The organism is Epilithonimonas bovis DSM 19482 (assembly GCF_900108115.1).
Taxonomy (GTDB): Bacteria; Bacteroidota; Bacteroidia; order Flavobacteriales; family Weeksellaceae; genus Epilithonimonas; species Epilithonimonas bovis.
Genome location: NZ_FTPU01000038.1, coordinates 1 through 21,433 on the forward strand (window position 1 = coordinate 1; position 21,433 = coordinate 21,433).

Genomic DNA, 21,433 nt, shown 5'->3' on the forward strand with positions numbered 1-21,433 from the left:
AAATTCTTTTTTGGCTCGAAGTTGTTCTCAAAATCTTCTTAGGCAAGTATAATTTTCAAAATGAAAAATTAGCTTTTTAAGGAATGACTAGTTAACTTTGATCAAATTAAGACTTTCATTACAAAAACACTATTTCAAAAATATCTTAATTGATTCCACACAAAAGTACAATATGATTGAAAACCAGAAATTTATATTTAAATTAATAAAAGTTTAAAAATTTTATCTGCGATGACCTAACAGGATTCGAACACCAAAAATTCACAAAAAAACCACATATTTTCGCTAAATAGTTTTCAACCGTTGTTCAAAAGCAAACAAGGAAATTTCCTTTAGAAAATGATTTATCTTCTCATCATTACCTAAAGTTTCTCCTACTCTTGCCCCAGATTTTTCTAATTTTCCTCCAAATATTTTTTTTATAAATCCCAGTAACATAAACATATTCAAAGTATTTTCATCAATAATTACTTTCTCAAAAAAAAATAATCTTGCCAATCTTTGTTTAGTTAAACTATTCTTGATTTTTGAGATGTATTGTGTCTATTTAAAGATAAAGAAGACGAATGTAATTATTCATCCGCCTTCGAAATATAAGTCTAGAAAATAATATTTAAAAAATCTGACTAATTAAGCTTTTCCAAATAAAGCTTTTTTAAGTGCTAATGCACCCTGTTCGGAAGAAAACTTTATTGCTTCTATATGATCCAGCGGGTTTAATAATCCATAGTCATGGATAAATCCATTATAAGTCTGTATGGTTGTTGGTACACCTGCTTCATCGAGTTTTCTGGCATATGCTAATCCTTCGTCAAAAAGTATGTCATTCTCCGCCAATTGTACTAATGCTGGTGGCAATCCTTTTAACTGCTCTAAAGAAGCGTTGAAAGGTGTTGCATAATACTCTTTTCTTGTTTCGAGATCTGGTAAATAATTATCCCACATCCATTTCATCAATAATAATTGGTTAAAAATGATATAGATGATGAAAATGAGATTGAGTAACCTATAATTATGACCTATAAAAAAAAGAGCCATATAGTTTAAATGATATGGCTCTTAGAATTGAGACTAATCTTCCTGTTCCGCATCCACGTTGATAGAGGTCTCTGCTATCTCTGTCAGCAGAAGATCTGTCTCTTCTTCCTCCTCAAGTGTCCTGTCAAGAAGATCAGCAGCCTTATCATGGTTCATGGTGATGGCTAGTTGTACCAGGCCGCCATATGTAGCAATCTCATAATGTTCCACTTTTTGGGCAGCGATAATCAATCCCACATCGCGGGTCATGGATCCTGCTTCTGTACTGTTGATAATGTCTTCTCCTTCTTTAATAATTCCTACAATGGCTTTGCATTCTTTCTTTTCAGGAGTTTCATCAATTAATTTGAAAACTTTTTCCAGGCGGCTTATATGTTTTTTGGTCTGCAGCTGATGATCTTCAAAAACTTCCTTCAGCTCTTCTGTTGTTGCGGCACTTTCCATTTTTCCAAGAGCGTCTAAAATTGCATCTTCAGCAAAATAGATATCTTTCAAGGCATCTACAAAAAATTTATGCAGAGATGAATCTTTCATATTTTGTTCCTGATTGCCGGCTTGCTTCTGCAAATTCGCCTGGCTTAGGTTTTCCTGCTCTTTTTTACCCGCGGATGCGCTGTTATTTTCGGTTTTTGTTGCCATAATGGTAATTTTTAATTGGTTTTAAAAAGATTACCTCTCAAGGAGGTAATTATAATTATAATCGAGGGAGGTGTTTATGAATGGTTCCTTCTGCCACCAAATCCCGATCTGCCGGAACCAGATGACCGGCCACCGCCATGAGAAGCCTCGCCTCCCATCCTGGCTATTCTCGTACGTTCTGCTTTGCTCAGGGATGCGAAACCTCTGCCAGAAGAACTATTCCCGGATCTGGAGTGATTGCTGTTGCCGGCAGACCCGGAACGGCCAGTTCGACCTGAACCAGAGCTTCCGGACCCGGAGGATCTGCCACCACCGTGTGATGCCTCACCGCCCATCCTGGCTATCCTTGTACGTTCTGCTTTGCTCATAGACGCAAAACCCATGCCTGATGAACCATTCCTGGAGCTGCCGCCGGCCCTGCCGGAAGATCCTGAGCTATTGCCTCGCCCGGAGCCCGACGATCTGCCTCTGGATCCCTGGCCGCCACCGGTATGTCCGCCGCCGGAAGAGAATCTGCCGTGGCTGTCCCGCTGTTGATTGCCTCTTCCTCGTGAACTACGGTGATCATCTTCGTCATCTTCTTCCTCATAATTTTCATCTTCATAGTCCTCGTCTTCATAATCATCATCATCATAGTTGGAAATCTCATAATCATCATATTCGTCCTCATAATCTGAGAAGTCATCATCGTAATCTTCGTCGCCTGAAGCATCATTGAAACCATGATCGTAACCGAGTTGATAAATTTCTTCGAAAATAGATTTGGTGTCGTTTGAAGAATTAGCCGTATGGTTAGAACGGCTACCTGAATTTCTGGTGTTCATAATTTTGAATTTAAAATATTAATATTAAGTGATCAAATTGCTGAATCCGTGACTAGTATTGGCAACAGCAACTTTTATAAATTGTGATAATTCAAAGCTATAGGATGCGGATTACTCAGCTATATGACTGGAATCATATTCAGGGCTGTTTCTTATTTTTTTTAACGAATATCAGGAATAGATTTTTATTGAAATTAACACCTGTAAAAAACTAATAAACAGACCATTAATAAATTAGAAGAAAGCTGTTTAAGGCGTTTTATTGTCGTATTAAATTTTAACATTACCACGCGATTTTTAACAATTTATTAAAAATATTAGCGGTGTGAATAACAATAATAACAGGCTCAATCGAAAGGCACCATTCTTGTAAACTTTGCATTACACTAAATCAAATTATAATGGAAAATCAAAAAACAGTAGCTGTACTTAATGACCTGTTGCATATTACCAATGACAGGTTGGAAGGTTTTGAAAAAGTCGAAAGTAAGATCTGGGAAATGAACCACGATCTGCAGGACAACTATGAGCATATGACCTCACAAAGTAAGGTGATGAAAAATGAATTGATCGATCTGATCATTGCAAGGGGCGGTAAACCGGATGATACGGCATCGCTGGCTGGTGGCCTTCACAGGGCCTGGATCGACATCAAAAATTCTGTGCTGGTGTCCGGCATGCCAACTGCTACGCTGGAAAATGTACTTTTTGGGGAAAACGCTGCCATACAGGCTTATCAGCAGGCCTTAGACAGTGGCGATCTGGATGAAGAAAGTAAACAGACAGTGGCTGATCAGCTACAGAAAATCAAAGATTCTGCGCACGAATTCAAAGGCAAGCTGGCCAACAGGCAACAATAGCAGGCCTGATCTATACAAAGGAGCCTTGCAGCTCCTTTTTTGATGCCCATACCTTTATCTTTAAGGCTGTGCCTGGGCTTGATCGAAATTGATCCTGAGAAGTTTTCTGATATTTTAATGCTTAAGCATCATTTCACACAGGGTTTATTGCCCTTTTCCTTTTTGGATTTCAATCTTCTCCCGCGTGTTTTCTTCCGCCTTTCCAATCGAATGGGACTTATGGATATCATCCTCACTTTCGCATTCATCCGAAATTTTTTCGTAAAAGGTGTGCAGCACATCAATCTCCTTCTCATCCAGGTCTTCCACGTCTACCAGCCGGTTGCTGGCTTCTTTGCTGGCAGCAATCAGTTCGTTGAGCTTCAGCTGGATAGCTTTGGAATCTTTGTTCTGAGACTTTTGTATGACGAACACCATGAGGAAGGTAATGATGGTAGTACTGGTATTGATGACCAGCTGCCAGGTATCGGAGTAATGAAATACCGGCCCGCAGAGGAGCCAAGCCACAATCATTCCTGCTGCAAAACCAAATGCATAAGAACTGCCGGACCATTGGGTCACTTTATCAGCAAGCCACTCAAATTTATTTTTCTTTGATTCCATGATTAATTATATTGATGGGTTATTAAAATAGACAATTAGGGTTTACACTTGATGGCCTGGGGCATCTCTGGCTATTGCTTTTTGCCAGACTTTTCATAAGGGGCGTTTAGGCGTTGCTAAAATAGTAGGTTGATTAGTAAAAAATTTTGCGGTCACGGATCCTCAGGATATTTTGCTTTTCCATTTCTTTCACAGTCCTGATGGTGGTTTCCACGCACAGCCCGGTAAGATCTGCAATCTGTTGCCGCGTGAGAGGGATTTTAAAGGTAAAGGAAGACTTTTCCGGCTGACTGCTCTTGAGATAATCCAATAAGGTCTTAATTTTGTAAACAGGATTGTGGGTACACAGGATCTGCCCCATGATCTGCCTGAAATAAAGCGTCTGGGAAAGATTCCTGTTCATCTCCATACTGATGCCGGGATTGCTGTTCAGCATTTCAAAAAAGGCCAGTTTACAAAGTTTAAAAACCTGGCAGCAGGTCATGGCAATGGCGTTAACCGGGTAGCTGCAGTCATACAGAAAAAGAAGGGATTCCCCCACGCTTTCGCCGGCCTCCAGTATATTATGCAGGATTTCGCGCCCCTCGTTGTTATAGTTGTTGAGTTTGATTTTACCTTCAATGATCTGGTAATAATACTTAGGCATGTCATCTTCTGTAAAGATGATTTGTCCGGCCTGGTAATTTTCGATGACAGAGCCGGCTGACTCCAGAATGCTTCCATTGATAATCATAATAATTCGATAAAAAGTTCCCAATATTCGATTCCTTATACCGGAATCAGCAAAAAATATAATTAATAGGCCATTGCTTAAACAAAACCTACTGCCCGCATGAGCCGTTAAAAAGGCTTATATTAAGTTCTTATCAATTTGTGCAATGGCAACCAATCAAATTCTGTACCGATCGTATGACAGCATCCTGTCGCAGCTCAAACCCCGTTGGTGCCTAACAGGTAAAATGAAGATATGACCCACCCGATTGGGTGGTTTTTTAAAAAGAAGGAGAACTTTTGTTGATGGCCTCTCCTGTTTTGGCATGAAGCTTATTACATTAATAGTAAAATACATTATATTGCATTAACTATAACAGAAGACCATGCTGATTGCAGAAAACTTATTATTATCTTACGGGGCAGAACCTGAGACATTCGAACGGGGCGATATTATATTTAACGAGAATGACACACCCAAAAATTATTATCAGATTACCAGTGGAAGGATCAAGCTCAACCACTATAATGAAGAAGGCAAGGAACTAATCTTAGCGATATTACAGCCAGGGCTCAGCGTATGCGAGCTTTTACTTTTTATTAATAAAAATACCCCGTGAATGCTGTTGTCCTGGAGAAAAGCACGGTTCTGAAACTAGCCAAGCCTGATTTTCTGAAAATGCTGGATGACCATCAGAATATCTCCCTGGATATGAACCGTTTTTTATCGGAAAGGCTGTACTATAAATTCGTGATGCTGGAGAACAATGCGTCCCTGCATGCTGATGTCAGGATCAGAGGCGTTTTAGACTACCACAAAAGCTTCAGCCCGGATACAAGCCCCTACTCTTTTGAGGTGCCGCTCACCAGGCAACAGTTGGCTTCTATCACCGGCCTGCGGGTGGAAACTGTTATCAGGACCGTCAAAAATCTGGAAAAACAGAACATCCTAAGGATTATCAACCGAAATATTTATTATTAGAACCTGGCCTGGCTCTTGTCTTCCGCTGGCGGATTATTTTTAGCATCTATAATCATTCTCAGCGGCTGGTCTCTGGTGATATAGGCATTATACCAGTTAAAAAGTGTGGTAATCTTATTCCTGAGATTGATTAAGGACATGAGATGTACAAAGATCCAGATCAGCCATGCAAAGAACCCCTGGAAATGACGCAGCGGTCCCGTGAGGTCTGCCACAGCTTTGTTCCTGCTGATAATTGCCATAGAACCCCGGTCTTTATAACGGAACGCTTTGGCACCCCTGCCCTTGGTTTCAGAAATGATATTATGGGCCAGTTGGGCGGCCTGCTGCAAAGCCACCTGCGCCAGTTGGGGATGCCCATTGGGGAACGCTGGATCGGCAGTCATCAGGCTGCTGTCGCCAATGGCATAGATATTTGCGGTACCTGTCACCCTGCTGTAAGCGTCGGTCAGGAGCCGGTTGCCTTTGCCGTAACTTTCTTTGGCAAGGCCTTCAAACAGCTGCCCGGTAACACCCGCTGTCCAGATCAGATTGTCTGTCTCGATGGTCGTACCGTCCGCAAGAAGGACCACATGGTCCTTGTAATCTTTTACAACCTGCCCCAGCCTGATGATCACCCCCATCTGCTCCAAAGTGGATTTTGCATAAGCCTGCGATTTTTTGCTCATCGGTGATAATAAGGCCGGCAGCCCATCCACCAGATAGATGTCCATTTTGCAACCGGCCAGTTCCGGATAATCTTTATGCAGGATATTTTTCCTGAGTTCGCTCAGCATACCGGCAATTTCCACGCCGGTAGGGCCGCCGCCGGCAATCACAAAGGTGGTCAGTCGGTCTTTTTTCGCCTGATCTGTAAGCCTGGAAGCAACTTCCAACCGTTCCAGCAAGCGGTTTTTAAGGGTAACGGCATCCCCTATGGTTTTCATAGGCAAAGAATGCTGGCGGATATGCTCGTTGCCAAAATAATTACTCACAGTGCCTGTGGCAATAATCAGTTGATCATAGTGTATCTCACCGTTATCCAAGACGGCTACCTGGTCCTCAGCCCTGACTGCCACAAGAGAGCCCATTCTGAATCTAAAAGCCGGGTGATTCCTGAAATATTTCCTGAACGGGTAACTGATGTTGGAAATATCCAGAAAACCTGTCGCGACCTGATACAGCAATGGCGGAAAAAAATTGTAGTTATTTTTATCAACCAGTATAATTTTTCCCCGGTATCCGGCTTTTAACAGTTGTTCAGCCATTTCCACTCCGGCAAAACCACCGCCAATGATCACAATATTTTGATTCTGTTTTTCCATGCTTTTCCGCTTTTATAAAATTTCATTATTGCCTTTACTTATCACCATGGCAACCGGTCTTATATATGATCTGCGTCATAAATAAAATTGGCCTTCGCGTCCTATTTTTGGGCTTTGTTTAAAAATATCTTTACCAACCCAATGTCGCTGGTCTCTATGGTGATCAAATTGGGTAATACTATTTCTATGCCTTTTTGTTTATGATGATTGATAAGTCTATATTAGAAGATCTTGGTGCATGCACCGTCAGGTACAAAATGTCGGATTTCATCTTTAAAGAAGACGATGTACTTAAATATTACTACCAGATAACAGAGGGCAAAATAAAACTGAATAATTACTCAGAAAGTGGCAAGGAGATCCTGCACAGCATTCATGAAGAAGGCCAGAGCATTGGCGAATACCTGCTGTTTCTGGAAGATGTCGGCAGCCCTGTCAATGCGATCGCAGTCACGCACTGCCAGGTAGCTAAGCTGCCTAAAAATACATTCTTCAGCTTGTTGGAGAAAGATTACCGCCTTTGTGTTAATTTCAAAAAAGCCATTTCACAAAGCCTCCATTTCCAGCATGTAATGGGTAAAAGTGCCACCCAGTCTTCCACGCTTAAGCTAAAGGTCCTATTCGACTACCTGAAAGGTATGCAGCCGGAAACAGCCCCTTTTGCATTCAGGATTCCGCTGACACGTCAGGAGATGGCTAACTATACCGGGATGCGTGTAGAGACAGCCATCAAGACGATTAAGCAGATGGAGCAGCAAAACCTTGTGAAAATTGTTAAAAGAAAACTGTTTTATTAACGGTTTACCTCTTGGGGCACCTTAACCTTCCGTTTTCAGCTTCCGGCTTTTGGCTGCGACCTGTCTTTCCAATAGCATTTTGCCATAAGAAGAAGTTTATTGATTTTTTTTACTTAAAGGCAAATCAGCTTTACCTGCTTGTCCTTACCGAATCACGGTTGTTCAAAGTATCCCTGGCGGAAGTGCTGGCGGCGTTTAACGATTTACTGTTGGCAGCTGTTATAGAATTGTTTGGTTCACCAAAGCTAGCGTAACACGGCTGCCCTGTTTATGATTACAGTCATAATAAGAACCATTGCCCTGATAGGGGCACACACTGGTTTATTGACGATAATCGTAAGGTCTAGACCGTACCTGATATAGGGATTTTAAACCAAATCTATGGAAAAAGTGTGGTAAACAGATAAAGGAGAAAAATAGATAGCAGCACCATTCCCTGCATAATATTGGTGCGCCCTGTTGCCAGGGAAATCGTAATGATAAACAATGATAAGCCCATCAGAAGCATCGATTTTAAGTCGACACCCAGTGTCATCCTGAAGTCACCGATGACGGATGCCACAGCAACAGCGGGAATACTAAGCCCGATACTCGCCAGTGCCGAGCCAAATGCCAGGTTGAGGCTGGTCTGCAACCGGTTGTTATACGCGGCACGCATTGCGGCAAGGCCTTCCGGAAGCAAAACAATCCCGGCAATAATAATCCCCACGATAGATTTGGGAGCGCCAACTTTTAAGACCAGCATATCCACATCTTTGGACAGGTATTTTGCCAGCAATACCACAATACCCAGGCATAAAATCAAAAATACAATACTGAAAGCCATCATCTTACGGCTGGGTTTTTCGGGAAGGCTGTCATCGTCGTCATCCTCATCCTCATCAGTAGGCTTGGGAATAGGCGCCATAAAAAACGCCCGGTGCCGGATCGTCTGCACCATCGTAAAACCGATGTATAGCAGTAAGCAGATCAGCGATACAAATATCAGCTGAAAAGGAGTGTATTCTCCCTGATCATGGCTTGTGGTATAGTTGGGCAGGATCAGCGTGAATACCACAATCACAATCAGCGTAATCAAAGCGGTACTCACGCCCTGCAGGGTAAAAACCTGCTGCCTGTAGCGCAGCGCACCGACAATGATACAGATCCCGACAATCCCGGTGAGGATAATCATAACCGCCGCAAAAACCGTGTCCCGCGCCAGGGTAATAGCCTCAAGCCCTTTTGAACTGAGCATAATAGAGATGATCAGTGACACCTCGATGACTGTGATGGCAAAGGCCAGTAAAAGAGTCCCGTAGGGTTCCCCAACGCGGTAGGCAATAATCTCAGAATGGTAAACGGCCGCCAAAACAGCGCCGACAAGGAAGATGATTAAAATCAGCGAATACAGATGCCCGGATACCAGGTAATGTGCAAAATAAGCGATCCACGCCAGTATAGGCATCACGATGGTCCATCCTAAAAGGTATATCTTTTTTTTCATATTTTTTATTGATCAGCAATTGCCCGACAGCGCATCTGCCCCTGGCTTTACAGGTTTCTCAGGCAGTGATCCCCAAGATGTGTAGAATAAGTACAGATCCAACCCTTCATGGCCTGCTTATATTTTCCGTAAAATCCTGTTTAACTACTTTTTTTTAACTGAATACCGCTTTAACCAACGGCCTGTTAAAAAAGAAGGCAAAGCTTAAAAAGCATTGCCCTCATTGATAAAGCCTTAGAAACATATTTACTATTTCCTTGGTTTTATGATATCAGTATGATTGGTGTGTCAATAGAGAATAGTCAGCCTTTTCAGGCTTTTACCGATTCTTGCTGGTGCAGGTATTTTATATCATCAAAGATAACCTGTATCTCACTGGTTAGCGCTACATAATTCTGGAAAATAGTTACATATTTCACACATTTTGTTAGAGATCCTCCAGGTTATTCAGGCGCTTGTGCTTAAGCTGTTTATAAAAAGAGGGTGACAGGCCTGTTATTTTTTTGAACTGGGTAGACAGGTGTGCGACACTGCTGTAATTGAGCTTGTAGGATATTTCGGTAAGGTTCAGTTCATCATACAGGAGCAGTTCTTTTACTTTTTCGATTTTGTTGATGATGATAAACTGCTGCAGGGTAATCCCTTTTACTTCAGAAAAGGTGTTGGCCAGGTAGGTATAATCGTAGCCCAGCTTCCTGCTGATATAATCGGAAAAGTTCTCTTTCTGCAGAGATTCTGCATGGTGGATCATTTCTGTGACCGCATTTTTTATTTTTTCAATCAGGATACTTTTTTTGTCATCCAGCAGTTCGAGGCCGGTTTTCAGGAGGTTGGCTTTCAGTTCCAGCCGCTGTTCAGCCGTGATGCCATCCAGTATTTCTATAAGGCCGAGGTCCACGACGGCATTTCTGATACCGAGTCGTTCCAGTTCCTGATGAACGGCCATTTTGCAGCGCCGGCTTACCATATATTTGATATATAACTTCATCATCCTACTATATTTTAGCCGGTCAGCCTTCACGCCAACAGCCTCTTTTCCAAAGTTAAGCCTTTAATTATTAATAGCTGTGATTTATGTAACAAATCGGATGACTATTACAAAGCTTTGTTTGTTTTATCATTGATCTTTACATACAACAAAAAATTACAGAATGTCAAAAGAAAAGGAAACGAAGAAAAAATCAGATAAAACACTTCCCGCAAAGTCGCTGAAAGAGAAACGGCAGGACAAACAAAACAAAAGGAAAGACAGGGATAACGAATCCCGCAATGCAACCTAGATGGCAACCGTAAAAAAAGAAGGTATTATACTCAGAAAAACCGATCTGGGTTTTGAGAACGAAGGCGTCCTGAACCCGGCGGTTATACAACATAATGGCAAAATACATATTTCAGCGGCGCAGTGATCATAGGGTGAGTTGGCATGCTTATAAGTTGGTGACGCAGGCAGCCTGCCACTCAGCATGTTTTCTGCGCAGGAGGCTTGGCTGCCATTTTTACGGGCCGTACAGGATCCTGCTTCCCTGTCGCCTGCATGGCCTGCGGCGGCGGTTTTTTTGCGAACAGGCCCTCAGGGCCAAAGATAAAGGCCAGGGCGAGAAGGGCAAGTTTGATAATAGATGCGATCATGGTTGGTTAGTTTTTACCCCTTATATCCAGGCGTTTTTATTCGTTTTTTGATTATTGTTTTAGCAAATATAATAATAACCCACCACATGGTGGGTTATTATTTTGTTAATTATTACTTTGCAATGTTTATTTTTACAGAATGGAAAGGAAGAAAGCGCCGGCCTCTGTCCGAAACAAAGAACGCAGCAAACAAAAATTCTTAAATGCTGTTGGTGAAATCCTGAAAAAAGAGGGGTATACCGGCCTCAAAATTAACCATATTGCAGCCACGGCCGGTGTGGACAAGACCATGATCTACTCCTGTTTTGGTGGCTTAGAGGGCCTGCTGGATGCCTATATCCGGTCGGTAGACTTCTGGAGCAATGTAGGGATAGACCAGGTGCCTCAGGAGATAACAGACGGCGGCGAAGCACTCGCTACCAGCCTGCTGCTGGCACAGTCAAAGGCGGTGTTTGCAGAAAAAGAACTTCAGAAGATCCTCTTATGGCGCCTGTCAGAACCCCGAAAAAGCCTGGAGAAAATGACGGAACAGCAGGAAAAAGCCGGTGAACTGCTCTTTCAGCATATTACAGACCCTTATTTTGGTGAGAACGCCGGGGCATTGCGCGCCGTGATGGCCATCCTCGTGTCAGGCCTGTACCATCTTAACCTCTACGCCTCAGTCAATGGCAGCGTCTTCTGCGGTATAGACCTGGCATCGGAATCCGGCCGGGCCGCCATTGATGATGCCGTATCCTTTCTCGTCAGCCAAACTTTTAAAAACCTGAAACCCGGGGTCCCGGGAACCGAAGAGCAGGACAGTTAGCAGATCCGGCTGCTGCCTGATATCGGCCGTGTGATGCAACCACATGTTGGTACACGGGAAACTACAGGTGTGGTGTACGCAGGTTTTAATATTATCTTAGATGGCCGTACTCGCTTGCGTTTTGGTCACGGTTGGACCTGCCGGCTCCTTACGGAGCGTCGCAACAAATTCGGCCGGTGTGATGCCGGTCGATTGCGTAAAAACCCTCGTAAAAACATTACGGTTGGCAAAGCCACAGTCCGTCGCCATATCTTCGATAGAGTAATGGCGCCACAAGGCACTTGTCATTAGCTGATTCTTCACGTAGCTGATTCTTAGATCATTGATATAGGTCTTAAAATTACACCCTTTATATTCATTAATGATTGCAGAAAGATAAGAAGTATTGGTATGCAGCTGTTTCGCTACCTGCACAAGACGGACGCCTTTTTTAAGGTAAAAATGTTCCTGCTCCAGCCTAACGAGGCCCTGCAGGATCTTCACCACAAGTTCTTCAGCAGGTTTGGTGCTTTTCTTTTCTGCAGTTTCGGAAGGCAGTTGCAACGGTACTGGTGGGGGCTGCAATATGAGCATTTTAATTCTTTCCCGCTTCACTTTTTTTCGGATGAAGGTCACCATTATGATGCGGAATACAAAAAAGGCTGTCAACAGCGCTGCCAAACCAAAAATGATAAATGCCGCGGTACTTCGATCTGGTTCATCAAGGTTCTCAATACGGTTGGATTTGTACATCTTTGCATTAAGGTATTTCAAATCGCCTACCTGCATCGTATCCATACGGTTTTGCTGCATGGTGTAGTACAATTCTGCAGCGGTGTCATTTTTCCTGTGAGCATGCTTTATAAGCAATGTATAAGCCTCAGCGGCTTCAGGCAGTACAAAGTGATGGTGTACAAAAACAGAATCAACCTTTTGCAGGTTGCTGTACGCAAGCTTCAACCGGTGTTGCCGGAGATAGATTTTGGACTTCAGGAAGTAGATCAGGCTTGCGTTGGTAAAATCATTTTTTTTTAAAATCCCCATTAAGGCTACTTCCAGGTCACAAAGAGCCAGGTCATCATTCTTCCCTAATACATGGAGCATCCCTCTTAGTTGGTAAAAATAGCTCCGCTCTATATCATAATTGAGATCGTTATCACATAAGCTTAACCCTTCCTTTACTAAAGTTTCCACTTCAGGTATTTTTTTTTCCCGAAGCAGGCAGACAGCCGCCTGATGAATGGTGTTGAGGTAAGCTTTGGTCGTATTATATTTCTTATTGGTACCTTCTTTTTGCAATTTGCATATCTTATAGAAGCTAAGGCACCAGTCGTATAAACGTAACGCTTCATCATTATCGCCCAAATAGCTTTTTACTAAAGCAATATGGTATATGTTTTTGTAATATAGATAGCGATTATCAGACTTCTTGAGGTAGGCCCATGCCTTAAGATACGCATCCAATGCGCTTCGGTATTGCCGCAGGGTAAAGTAAAATATACTGCCCTTGGTAAGATAAGCATTACCAAGAATGTCAGGATCACAACTGCGTTGGGCTGCGTCTATGGCACTATCTGCATAGGCCAGTTTATGTTTTACAGAAAAACTTGCCGCATCCCGATAGGCCTGGGCAAGCTCATTGTAGGCTTTCTTGTTTTTAGCCTGTCTGATATAGGCATCCACAAACCGAAATGCCCTTTCATCATTATCTTCAAAATTACTGTAACGCGCCCGCAAACTTTCATAATCCCCTGCTTTTAGAAATCCGCAAGTAAATACCAGGATCAGAGCGCACCTTTTCAATCCTATGGTTATTTTCATGGTAAAAATTTATCAATGCTATATTTTAACCTAAAATTAGGTAAAGAACATACACCAGACAAGTTTTGCCAAATACGCTACCTATCTCGCAATGATTAAAAATCACAATCAATTAATATCCAGTTAATTGAACTTTAAAAACAGATGCATCAATTTATAAAATAGGTGCCTGCCAATTTATAAATTGGTGCAGGCAGGTTTCCGATATTTTCAAATAAGCCTCTACCTTAGCCTCGGAATTCCTTCGAGCAGCTGCCTTTATTAATCTCTAAAAATTAAGAAATTATGACATCAAAAACAACACGTTTTGTATGCGGTATGATCTGCTTTATCAGCATTGGCTCTTGCCGCGAAGAAGAATGGCAGGGGTTTCCCGACATGCAGAGTGCCCCTTCCCCTATCAGCAGCGAGCGCTATCATCGTGATGCGGGCACAGTAGCTACAGACAGCAGCGGTACAGCTGCACATAAGGAAGAAACTGAGCCGGACCCACCCAAAGACAGGGACAACTGGATTATCAGGCCACTGTCAAAACAATAATCATTAAAATAGAGCATTTGATGGCAAGGCCGCAATCATATTTTGAACAGTCTGTCATAGGCTTTTTCATCGTGTTATTCACCTATGCCGCGGTGAGCAAGCTGATGGACTTTGATAACTTCCGGGTGCAGCTGGCGCAGTCTCCCCTGCTGGGTGCTTATGCCGGCTTGGTGGCTGACAGTGTTGTGTTGGCTGAGCTGCTGGTGGCAGCCATGCTCTGCTACCGCCGGACCCAAAGGGCCGGACTGGCAGTCGGTTTTCTGCTGATGTTGCTGTTCAGTGGTTATATCCTGTGGTTCCTGATGCGTGGCTCGGCACTCCCCTGCACCTGCGGCGGTCTGCTGGAGAGGATGAGTTGGCCTCAGCATTTAGCATTTAACCTTGTATGCGTGGTTTTGGCTGCGACGGGATGGCTGACGAGCCGAAAAAAGAGATCATACGACAGGCCTGTCGATGCATGTTAGCGCAGCACACTGCTGTGGAAGATTGGACTGACTTCGTTTATTTTGTTTCACTTTAGAATCAGATGGCCGAAAGCCGCCTGAACCCCAAAGATTTTAAAATGTTTAATTTAACCCGACCGGTACGGAAAACGGAAGTACCGTATCTCAAATATACAAAAACTGGCAACACAATGGTTTGTCAATCCTATAAAAACCAGTGTTGCACGATTCCTAAACCCGGGCCGGTCTTTAAAGTTTTTAAGGTAATCTTTTTTGATGTATAAAAAGACCATAATTATGAAACTGAGTTCATTTTTAAAAACCCATGCGGTGGCTATAGCCGCAGTGGTATTCGCTGGCGGCGTCATGTCTTTTAAGACTATGGAGAAAAAGGCTGCTACCTCCTATTTTTATAACAGCAACTCAACAGCTCCTGGGGCATTTGCTAACCCCAACAATTATGGAACTAGTAATAGTGGTGGCTGTATTACAAATGGTAGTAGGCCTTGTGAGATAAGTGTCCCTGATGATAGCAGTCTTGATGACGTGCTCTCAGGTAAAAATAACACGCAGGTGTTAAATATGAGTATTAACAGAAAACTTTAATGAAAGTGGAGGCTACCTTTGTTAGCCTCCATTTTATCATCTTGGATTTTGTACCATATTTGACACCTTAATGACTTCCTCGGGAATGGCAATTGCAAACCTTAAATCATTGGCAGGTAAACTATAAATATTATTATTAATAATTCTTGTAAGCGTAATATTAGCACCATCACGATTGTATCTTTTTATATCAGCCCATCGCGTGCCCCTAAATATCAACTCTTTACGCCTCTCCTTACTTATTATCTCCAGAACCTCAGTCTTAGAATTTGAGGCATAAGGTATATAAGTGTCCTGTTTCCATCTCTTCAGCAATAATGTGTTTAACATATCTAAGGCCATTGGTATATTATTGCCTTGGGCATATGCTTCTGCCGCAATAAGGTAAAGTTCATCCTTGGAAATAGTTGAGGAAATCACATATTCTTGAGCAGCATAACTGCCATTAAAAACAATTGCTCCGTCTGCATTTTCCTTAAAATAAACATATTTTCTCAAGTCATTAGTATCATAAGAATCATATATGTCTTTATCAATCTTGGCGTAAGAACTATTCGCATTAACAATTGAAGTGAACCGCATATTTGAGAAAACTAGAACTTCCTCATTATTAAGACTAATAGGAAATAGATCCGCAAAACTAAGGTCATTAAAATCCATTAATGCACTGTTTATATCCAGAACTCGTTTGGCATATTCCAAAGCATTGCTATAGTCACCTATATAAAGATATGCCCTTGCTAAAAAAGCCCATGCTGCTGCTTTTGTGGGACGACTTAAGGCAACCTGTGAATTTGGCAGTAGATCCGCAGCAATTTTAAGATCAGATATTATTTGGATGTAAGTTTCTCTTAAGGTCGATCTTACAGATGGTGTATTCATATTTGGATCCAGGCGTAATGGTAAACCTAGAATGTTGTCAGCTTTTGCAGGATCATAAGCAAGGCACCAGATCTGAGCAGCATCAAGGTATCTAATTCCCCGGAAAAAAAATGCCTGTCCCTTCACATTATCAGCATTCTTTATTTTATAATGCTCTATATTGTATAGCACCGTATTGGCAATATAAATCCCCCTAAAACAGGAAACCCAGTCATTACCCTCACTTTGGCTCACAGCTACATGATCCGGCTGCCATACATACAACCTCTTATCTTCTTCATAATCCAAACCATTATAATCATCAGATGTCAAATAAACATCATCAGATGATAATAACCCACTAACAGCAAAGTTTTCATTATTGTCAATCGACCGATCAAGCAATGCCTGATTTTCTTCCAGAGTCTCTGGTGTGGCAAGGCTGAGGTCAGATTTCTCATTTAGAAATCTTTCACACCCCAAACTCATAAAAAGAAATATCTGCAAATAAACCAATTTTTTAAATTTCATAATTTTATATTTTGTGTTTAGAAAGTTGTTTGTAGCCCCAATGAAAATGTTGAAGGAGAACGAATGGTGTAGTCGCCAAGATTATAATCAGGGTCTATATTATGCTTATTGGCCTTCCAGATCAAACCAATATTGGCAAGATTAACAAAGATTTTCATGCTACTAAAAGGATGGCTCTTGGTATTTGGCAATTGATAAGAAAGGTTAATGTAGTTTAAACGAATATGATCACCTTTTTCTACTAATACACTTGAGCCATTGTAAAAAGAATCCCTCATGGAGTTTGTTTTGTAAATATTTGAGGGGATATCGGTAAAGCTCTCATCTCCGGGTTTCAACCATCTGTCTTTATAGTCACTATGCCCCCTCCAATCAGTAAAAAGGCTTGTATAATTAATGGAACTTCTTCTAAACCAATATCCCATTTTAAATGATATCCCTACATCAACTGTCACATTTTTATAGGACCATGAATTTAAAAATGACCCATAAAAAGTAGGAATTGCAGAACCAAAAAACTTCAGATCTTCCAAGGATGTAGCTGTACCGGTAAGGTTGATATAATCTTTACTTACTTCACCATTAAGATAACCCCTTGGGTCACCGTTCAAAGGATCTAAGCCTGCCCATTTATACGCATATATCGAATAAACGGGATGTCCTACGACACCGGTAATCGGAACCGAACTACTGTTACCAATATATGAGCTGGCCAATGTATTATATAGATTATAGTTAATCACCTCGTCTTTATAACTGCTTATATTCAGTACGGTATTCCACTTTAGGTTCCCCTGCATATTCAAACTCTTAATTTCTATGTCAAAACCATGTCCTTTAGAGGAAGCCACATTAGACACCAGATAATCGATACCAACCGTAGCATCAAGCATCTGTTGCCCAAATAGGTTGGAACCCTTTTTCGTGAAATACTCCAGACTACCATTGATCCTATTATCTGCTGTAGAGAAGTCTATCCCGAAATTGATCATTTTGGAGGTCTCCCACCTCAGGTCAGGGTTATAATAATTATCAAACCTTGCCATAGCAGTACCGGTGTATTGTGAGTTCTGATTATCATAAGCTATAGTGCTAACTGCAACCATTGCTGGATTGATATTCCCGTTAAAGCCGTAAGAGGCTCTAAAAGTAAGCTGAGGAAGCCCCCTAAAGTGATAAAGGTTTTCACGTGAGATATTCCACGCGATGCCGGCTGACCAGAAGGGATTCCACCTGTCATTTGTTTTCAGGCCAAAAAGATTACTTGCATCCCGTCGCACACTACCTGTTATTGTATATTTTTTATTTAAAGTATAAGATGCATTAGAAAACAGTGATGCGTATCGGGTATTACGCTCTACTAAATCATAACCTTTTTGAATATATTCGGAACCTCCTGTAAAAAGTGGATAAGAGCTTGTGTAGTCTACGGCCCCTATATTTAGATGATCAGGTTGGAAACCATAGTATCGGTCTTGATCAACCATCGTTCTGCTTCCCCTGCTTTCTGCGCCAAATATTGCACTGATGGCATGGCTACCCCACTGTTTGTTATAATTAACCTGACCCCTCAAATTTTGAGCATCTGCCATCGCAGTCTTGCGATCCAATATCGCCCCTTCGGGAACCACCAATGTAATAGTGTTATCCTGTGTTATTTGAGCAAAGCGATTAATATAATTCCTGGCATAGAAACTATATTTATCGTGAAGGTTGTTATCTGCGGACGCCAGTCTTAAATACTGGTACCTGACTTCTGCTTCCAATCCATCTATAATTTTATATGTTAATGCCACATTGCCTATAAATTCAGAATTACTGCTACGCTTTGTGTCCATCGCCCAATCTGTCAGTGGGTAGTAGTTCCAGTCTGCGAGTCCGTAATTACTTAAAGATTCTTTAAAAGACTGACTGTAGATACTCGGGACTACCATCGGGTTTCCATTACTGTCTGCCAATCGCATGTAGGGGACGGCTCCTCCATTTTTCATTGTGACGGAACCGAATGGCGACCTACCGCTTTGTGTCATCACATTGGTATAGGTTATACCAGTGCTCAGAGCAAGTTTATTATTCACACGATACTCATTCTGCAAATTGGCAGTAATCCTACTGTACTTTTCTCCTAAGTATCCGCTGTTATCATCATAACCGACCGATGATAACCAAGACAGACGGTCTGTACCTCCCGACAATCCAAGGTAGTATTGACGGTTTTCCAATGGCTGATACATATATTTCTTAAATTGGCTTCTGGAATCAATGTGCCTTAATTCATCAATCTGCCTAGCGCTTTCATCGGGCGTTATTAATCCCTTTTTTTCTTTGTTAAGTAATTCAACAACGGGAGACAGTACAGGATGACTTGAAGAATTTATAGCTGTATTATAGAACCCCCTTTTAAACAATTCGATCTCGGCATCAATAAAATCCGACGACGAAATCGTTCTCAAGCGGTTTAGGTCCGGCTTGCCCGACACTGTTGTTACCGCAGAGAACTCAACCTTCACCGCTTTATTAAAAGAACCTTTCTTGGTTGTTATCACAATAACGCCATTGGCTGCCCTAGCGCCCCATATGCTGGTTGCTGCAGCATCTTTCAGTATGCTTATATTGTCAACTGTGTTGGGATTGATATTGTCCAAAGAACCCTCATAAGGAAAGTTATCCAGGATAATGAGTGGTGATTTGGGGCCTTGTATCGTACTCAATCCCCGCACCATTATTTGGCTACGTCCCGAAGAGGTCCCTCGGTCTACTGTGATACTGTTGCCCACATTGGCAAGCCTGTCGAGGACAGTGGGGCCAACCTGCTCGTTGAGAAGCGCTTTGTCAACGGTAGAAAATGAGCCCGTAAGCCTTTCTTTGGGTAGCTTTTGGTAGCCTGTATAGATTGCTACGGCATCAATATCCGTCATCTTTTCCCTAATTTTTATTATTAGAGGCAATTCCTGCTTTCCAGAAAGGCTGATTATTTCTTTCTCGTAGCCATTCTTGATAATTTCAAGTTGGACAATAGAGGAACTGGTCTCAAGTGAGAATTCTCCATCTTTATTTGTGGCTGCGTAAATAGTTGATCCTGCGACCTTTGCGACCACACCTTTTACAGGCTCCTTAGTGCTGCCATCCACTATCTTTCCCCTTATAATCTGCTGGGAATAGAATGGCAAAGTATATAAAATGGCCAATAGTAGTATTTTTTTCATTGTTTCAAGTTTTAAAATTGCAAGCTGCTTATGGTACTATTTCTTTGTTACAACTAGAAAATCAACACTGTAATCTTCTTCTGCCAGATCCAGATCATAATTGTTAAGTGCCTTTCGGAGCATTTCTAAACTGTGCACCCCATTCATCACAAAATCGATCCTGCCATGATAATTTGTTGCGTTAACTACCGGGAGGTTGATGTAGTCAAGCTGGGAAAAACTGTTCGCCAACGAGTACATGGTAGCAGCTTGCAAATCCGTGTGATCTTTTGAAAACAAGAACTTTGTTTTGTTATGTTTTGTCGCAATCTTATCTTCCACAGATGTTCTTTTCAGAACAAAACATCGCATGGTTTTCTTAGATAGGCCGAAGGTATAATCCGTGAACCTATTTAAGCCTTCAAGCATGTCTTTATAAAGATGATCTGCGCTGTCAGTTGGCACAATATATTCGTAATTGTAAAGCTCACTATCAGATATTGCACCTCTTAAAACCGCTGCATCCTGCTGGGAAATAGCCATGTTTTTATCGGTAAATGGCTGTTGGTTTAGCTGGAAGATGTCATCCACAATTGCAATCATTATGTCATATAGAGACAGGTTTGTAAACTGCCTGCCGTAGACAACTTTACCTGATCTGTGGTACCCGGTACCCGACCCCATCCCTCTTATTTTACCTTTAGCCAACAGAGAATAGCTCACCATCTTCAGACTCTTTTCCCTTTCAAAATTGTCAGACAGCATCAGAGGTTTCTCCCTATCCATTTGTACAACTGTCTGCAGGGAAGATTGTTCCCCACCTAATATTTCTTTGATTGCTTTCTCATTCACCTGCTCCGCATCGGTGGTGTTGAGTAGCTTTCCACCCTTAATCCATACGATAAATGGTACGCCAATATGCGGGAACATCTTTTGCATCAATTTATCATCTGCAATAGATTTGACAGCGTTGTACTTGCTGCCATTCTTGGAGGCAAAAAACTTCTCCAGCGTGGCGCGGTCCTGGTTGCTGATGGCTAGTATCTTAATTTTATCACCAAACTGCTTTTGCAGTTCCTCCATCTTGGGGAAGTTGAGGATGCAGGCACTGCACCACGTGTTCCAAAAATCCAGGAGGATCAGTTTGTCTTTATCAGCAGATAAGGTGGTGCTTTTCTGTGGGGTGTTGACCATCTGGAGGGGCGTCTCCCAGAACTGTTTGGGGAGGGCATCGCCAATCTTTAAGGGGTTTTGGGATTGGGCAAGAAATGCCATTCCCGTTAGTGCAAGGGACAGGAGCCGCCTGCAAAACTTTTTTTGCATAGTTTTGTAATGTTATTGGTTAGTAATAATGGGTAACGCTGCTCTTTCCTGCGTGGTCGCCAAACTTTGCGGAAAGGGCTTTTTTTTGTACAATGTCGGATGTATGAAGTACGTTGTACTTTTTACATTATACATTGTACAAAATCCTCAGGTGCTGTTGTTGTAATTTTTCATACTTTGTTTTGTTAAAGGGTTGTCATGGCGAGGAGGAGCTACGACGACGAAGCCATCCCTACACTACTGTCATGCTGAGGCTCTCGAAGCATCACGCGGTATCTTTGTCATGCTTTAAGCATCTCTACAATTACATTTGAGATTCCTACGAAATGACAAATACGGTGTAGATTTTACGTGCTGTTGTTGTATTTTTTCATACTTTATTTGTTAATGGTTTGTCATGGCGAGGAGGAGCTACGACGACGACGCCATCTCTACACTACTGTCATGCTGAGGTTCTCGAAGCATC

The 21,433-nt window shown here is 42.0% G+C and carries 23 protein-coding genes; 10 read left to right on the plus strand and 13 right to left on the minus strand.

Translation table 11 applies throughout. The features are described 5' to 3' along the window. Positions 1 to 285: 285 nt before the first annotated feature. From B0B05_RS16470 to B0B05_RS13325, 4 genes are all read right to left on the minus strand, one after another. Complete coding sequence (locus B0B05_RS16470) at positions 286 to 498, minus strand: hypothetical protein (RefSeq protein WP_143746032.1); 213 nt, start codon at positions 496 to 498, stop codon at positions 286 to 288. 132 nt (positions 499 to 630) lie between these two features. Next, on the minus strand, positions 631 to 954 hold the full coding sequence (locus tag B0B05_RS13315) for an alpha/beta hydrolase fold domain-containing protein (RefSeq protein WP_394332788.1): 324 nt from the start codon (positions 952 to 954) through the stop codon (positions 631 to 633). 117 nt (positions 955 to 1,071) lie between these two features. Further along, positions 1,072 to 1,677 carry a DUF892 family protein gene (locus tag B0B05_RS13320; protein WP_076784113.1) on the minus strand — a complete coding sequence of 202 codons (606 nt, stop codon included), beginning with the start codon at positions 1,675 to 1,677 and terminating at the stop codon, positions 1,072 to 1,074. Between the two features lie 74 nt (positions 1,678 to 1,751). Further along, on the minus strand, positions 1,752 to 2,501 hold the full coding sequence (locus B0B05_RS13325) for a KGG domain-containing protein (RefSeq protein WP_076784114.1): 750 nt from the start codon (positions 2,499 to 2,501) through the stop codon (positions 1,752 to 1,754). 401 nt (positions 2,502 to 2,902) lie between these two features. Here B0B05_RS13325 and B0B05_RS13330 point away from each other — a divergent pair, with 401 nt between their 5' ends. Beyond that, the gene (locus B0B05_RS13330) at positions 2,903 to 3,361 is read left to right on the plus strand and encodes a PA2169 family four-helix-bundle protein (protein ID WP_076784115.1); all 459 of its coding nucleotides are present in this window, start codon (positions 2,903 to 2,905) and stop codon (positions 3,359 to 3,361) included. Positions 3,362 to 3,505: 144 nt separating this feature from the next. On the opposite strand, the gene B0B05_RS13335 is transcribed toward B0B05_RS13330, so the two are convergent. Together B0B05_RS13335 and B0B05_RS13340 are read right to left on the minus strand one after the other, a co-directional pair. After that, positions 3,506 to 3,964, minus strand: coding sequence for a low affinity iron permease family protein (locus tag B0B05_RS13335; protein ID WP_076784116.1), 459 nt, complete (start codon positions 3,962 to 3,964; stop codon positions 3,506 to 3,508). 133 nt (positions 3,965 to 4,097) lie between these two features. Beyond that, positions 4,098 to 4,697 carry a Crp/Fnr family transcriptional regulator gene (locus B0B05_RS13340; RefSeq protein ID WP_084173975.1) on the minus strand — a complete coding sequence of 200 codons (600 nt, stop codon included), beginning with the start codon at positions 4,695 to 4,697 and terminating at the stop codon, positions 4,098 to 4,100. Positions 4,698 to 5,061: 364 nt separating this feature from the next. Here B0B05_RS13340 and B0B05_RS17270 point away from each other — a divergent pair, with 364 nt between their 5' ends. Together B0B05_RS17270 and B0B05_RS16345 are read left to right on the plus strand one after the other, a co-directional pair. Then, positions 5,062 to 5,295: a cyclic nucleotide-binding domain-containing protein gene (locus B0B05_RS17270; protein ID WP_084173976.1), complete on the plus strand. Its 234-nt coding sequence runs from the start codon at positions 5,062 to 5,064 to the stop codon at positions 5,293 to 5,295. Further along, a complete protein-coding gene (locus B0B05_RS16345) occupies positions 5,292 to 5,657 on the plus strand; it encodes a Crp/Fnr family transcriptional regulator (RefSeq protein ID WP_084173977.1) in 366 nt (121 codons plus the stop codon). Before B0B05_RS17270 ends, B0B05_RS16345 begins: the two co-directional genes overlap by 4 nt. Here B0B05_RS16345 and B0B05_RS13350 read toward each other — a convergent pair. Beyond that, the gene (locus tag B0B05_RS13350; protein WP_076784117.1) at positions 5,654 to 6,961 is read right to left on the minus strand and encodes an NAD(P)/FAD-dependent oxidoreductase; all 1,308 of its coding nucleotides are present in this window, start codon (positions 6,959 to 6,961) and stop codon (positions 5,654 to 5,656) included. The two genes, B0B05_RS16345 and B0B05_RS13350, sit on opposite strands and share 4 nt — an antisense overlap. A gap of 257 nt (positions 6,962 to 7,218) precedes the next feature. On the opposite strand from B0B05_RS13350, the gene B0B05_RS13355 reads away from it, so the two are divergent. After that, positions 7,219 to 7,758 (plus strand): Crp/Fnr family transcriptional regulator, encoded by a 540-nt coding sequence (locus B0B05_RS13355; protein ID WP_159435881.1) that lies wholly within the window; start codon positions 7,219 to 7,221, stop codon positions 7,756 to 7,758. 379 nt (positions 7,759 to 8,137) lie between these two features. On the opposite strand, the gene B0B05_RS13365 is transcribed toward B0B05_RS13355, so the two are convergent. Beyond that, positions 8,138 to 9,244 carry a calcium:cation antiporter gene (locus B0B05_RS13365; RefSeq protein WP_076784120.1) on the minus strand — a complete coding sequence of 369 codons (1,107 nt, stop codon included), beginning with the start codon at positions 9,242 to 9,244 and terminating at the stop codon, positions 8,138 to 8,140. A 427-nt stretch (positions 9,245 to 9,671) separates the two neighbouring features. Beyond that, positions 9,672 to 10,232, minus strand: coding sequence for a helix-turn-helix domain-containing protein (locus B0B05_RS13370; protein ID WP_076784121.1), 561 nt, complete (start codon positions 10,230 to 10,232; stop codon positions 9,672 to 9,674). 163 nt (positions 10,233 to 10,395) lie between these two features. Here B0B05_RS13370 and B0B05_RS17055 point away from each other — a divergent pair, with 163 nt between their 5' ends. The 3 genes from B0B05_RS17055 (at position 10,396) to B0B05_RS13375 (ending at position 11,678) form a co-directional block, all read left to right on the plus strand. Beyond that, positions 10,396 to 10,524 carry a hypothetical protein gene (locus B0B05_RS17055; protein WP_262488158.1) on the plus strand — a complete coding sequence of 43 codons (129 nt, stop codon included), beginning with the start codon at positions 10,396 to 10,398 and terminating at the stop codon, positions 10,522 to 10,524. After that, complete coding sequence (locus B0B05_RS17060) at positions 10,525 to 10,650, plus strand: hypothetical protein (protein WP_262488159.1); 126 nt, start codon at positions 10,525 to 10,527, stop codon at positions 10,648 to 10,650. 362 nt (positions 10,651 to 11,012) lie between these two features. Continuing rightward, positions 11,013 to 11,678: a TetR/AcrR family transcriptional regulator gene (locus B0B05_RS13375; RefSeq protein WP_076784122.1), complete on the plus strand. Its 666-nt coding sequence runs from the start codon at positions 11,013 to 11,015 to the stop codon at positions 11,676 to 11,678. 96 nt (positions 11,679 to 11,774) lie between these two features. On the opposite strand, the gene B0B05_RS13380 is transcribed toward B0B05_RS13375, so the two are convergent. Beyond that, positions 11,775 to 13,478, minus strand: coding sequence for a helix-turn-helix domain-containing protein (locus tag B0B05_RS13380; RefSeq protein WP_076784123.1), 1,704 nt, complete (start codon positions 13,476 to 13,478; stop codon positions 11,775 to 11,777). A 378-nt stretch (positions 13,479 to 13,856) separates the two neighbouring features. Between B0B05_RS13380 and B0B05_RS16670 the strand changes: the two genes are divergently transcribed. From B0B05_RS16670 to B0B05_RS13400, 3 genes are all read left to right on the plus strand, one after another. Further along, a complete protein-coding gene (locus tag B0B05_RS16670; RefSeq protein WP_159435882.1) occupies positions 13,857 to 14,018 on the plus strand; it encodes a hypothetical protein in 162 nt (53 codons plus the stop codon). A gap of 20 nt (positions 14,019 to 14,038) precedes the next feature. Further along, positions 14,039 to 14,482, plus strand: a complete 444-nt coding sequence (locus B0B05_RS13390) for a MauE/DoxX family redox-associated membrane protein (RefSeq protein ID WP_076784125.1) — start codon at positions 14,039 to 14,041, stop codon at positions 14,480 to 14,482. 276 nt (positions 14,483 to 14,758) lie between these two features. Beyond that, a complete protein-coding gene (locus B0B05_RS13400) occupies positions 14,759 to 15,067 on the plus strand; it encodes a hypothetical protein (RefSeq protein ID WP_143746034.1) in 309 nt (102 codons plus the stop codon). Between the two features lie 36 nt (positions 15,068 to 15,103). Here the strand turns inward: B0B05_RS13400 and B0B05_RS13405 are convergent, their stop codons facing one another. From B0B05_RS13405 to B0B05_RS13415, 3 genes are read right to left on the minus strand one after another with little or no spacing between them, the layout of a single operon-like run. Next, positions 15,104 to 16,459: a RagB/SusD family nutrient uptake outer membrane protein gene (locus B0B05_RS13405; protein ID WP_084173978.1), complete on the minus strand. Its 1,356-nt coding sequence runs from the start codon at positions 16,457 to 16,459 to the stop codon at positions 15,104 to 15,106. A gap of 17 nt (positions 16,460 to 16,476) precedes the next feature. Beyond that, positions 16,477 to 19,665: a SusC/RagA family TonB-linked outer membrane protein gene (locus tag B0B05_RS13410; RefSeq protein WP_076784129.1), complete on the minus strand. Its 3,189-nt coding sequence runs from the start codon at positions 19,663 to 19,665 to the stop codon at positions 16,477 to 16,479. A gap of 36 nt (positions 19,666 to 19,701) precedes the next feature. Beyond that, positions 19,702 to 20,967, minus strand: coding sequence for a TlpA family protein disulfide reductase (locus B0B05_RS13415; RefSeq protein WP_084173979.1), 1,266 nt, complete (start codon positions 20,965 to 20,967; stop codon positions 19,702 to 19,704). Positions 20,968 to 21,433 lie beyond the last annotated feature (466 nt).

Bases quoted from the DNA above. Each gene is read 5' to 3' on its own strand.
- B0B05_RS13365 (WP_076784120.1), bottom strand. From the start codon at position 9,244: ATGAAAAAAAAGATATACCTTTTAGGATGGACCATCGTGATGCCTATA.
- B0B05_RS13415 (WP_084173979.1), bottom strand. From the start codon at position 20,967: ATGCAAAAAAAGTTTTGCAGGCGGCTCCTGTCCCTTGCACTAACGGGA.
- B0B05_RS13325 (WP_076784114.1), bottom strand. From the start codon at position 2,501: ATGAACACCAGAAATTCAGGTAGCCGTTCTAACCATACGGCTAATTCT.
- B0B05_RS17270 (WP_084173976.1), top strand. From the start codon at position 5,062: ATGCTGATTGCAGAAAACTTATTATTATCTTACGGGGCAGAACCTGAG.
- B0B05_RS13390 (WP_076784125.1), top strand. From the start codon at position 14,039: ATGGCAAGGCCGCAATCATATTTTGAACAGTCTGTCATAGGCTTTTTC.
- B0B05_RS13375 (WP_076784122.1), top strand. From the start codon at position 11,013: ATGGAAAGGAAGAAAGCGCCGGCCTCTGTCCGAAACAAAGAACGCAGC.
- B0B05_RS13400 (WP_143746034.1), top strand. From the start codon at position 14,759: ATGAAACTGAGTTCATTTTTAAAAACCCATGCGGTGGCTATAGCCGCA.
- B0B05_RS13330 (WP_076784115.1), top strand. From the start codon at position 2,903: ATGGAAAATCAAAAAACAGTAGCTGTACTTAATGACCTGTTGCATATT.
- B0B05_RS13355 (WP_159435881.1), top strand. From the start codon at position 7,219: ATGTCGGATTTCATCTTTAAAGAAGACGATGTACTTAAATATTACTAC.
- B0B05_RS13315 (WP_394332788.1), bottom strand. From the start codon at position 954: ATGAAATGGATGTGGGATAATTATTTACCAGATCTCGAAACAAGAAAA.
- B0B05_RS17055 (WP_262488158.1), top strand. From the start codon at position 10,396: ATGTCAAAAGAAAAGGAAACGAAGAAAAAATCAGATAAAACACTTCCC.
- B0B05_RS13335 (WP_076784116.1), bottom strand. From the start codon at position 3,964: ATGGAATCAAAGAAAAATAAATTTGAGTGGCTTGCTGATAAAGTGACC.
- B0B05_RS16670 (WP_159435882.1), top strand. From the start codon at position 13,857: ATGCAGAGTGCCCCTTCCCCTATCAGCAGCGAGCGCTATCATCGTGAT.
- B0B05_RS13350 (WP_076784117.1), bottom strand. From the start codon at position 6,961: ATGGAAAAACAGAATCAAAATATTGTGATCATTGGCGGTGGTTTTGCC.
- B0B05_RS13410 (WP_076784129.1), bottom strand. From the start codon at position 19,665: ATGAAAAAAATACTACTATTGGCCATTTTATATACTTTGCCATTCTAT.
- B0B05_RS13340 (WP_084173975.1), bottom strand. From the start codon at position 4,697: ATGATTATCAATGGAAGCATTCTGGAGTCAGCCGGCTCTGTCATCGAA.
- B0B05_RS13405 (WP_084173978.1), bottom strand. From the start codon at position 16,459: ATGAAATTTAAAAAATTGGTTTATTTGCAGATATTTCTTTTTATGAGT.
- B0B05_RS17060 (WP_262488159.1), top strand. From the start codon at position 10,525: ATGGCAACCGTAAAAAAAGAAGGTATTATACTCAGAAAAACCGATCTG.
- B0B05_RS13370 (WP_076784121.1), bottom strand. From the start codon at position 10,232: ATGAAGTTATATATCAAATATATGGTAAGCCGGCGCTGCAAAATGGCC.
- B0B05_RS13320 (WP_076784113.1), bottom strand. From the start codon at position 1,677: ATGGCAACAAAAACCGAAAATAACAGCGCATCCGCGGGTAAAAAAGAG.
- B0B05_RS13380 (WP_076784123.1), bottom strand. From the start codon at position 13,478: ATGAAAATAACCATAGGATTGAAAAGGTGCGCTCTGATCCTGGTATTT.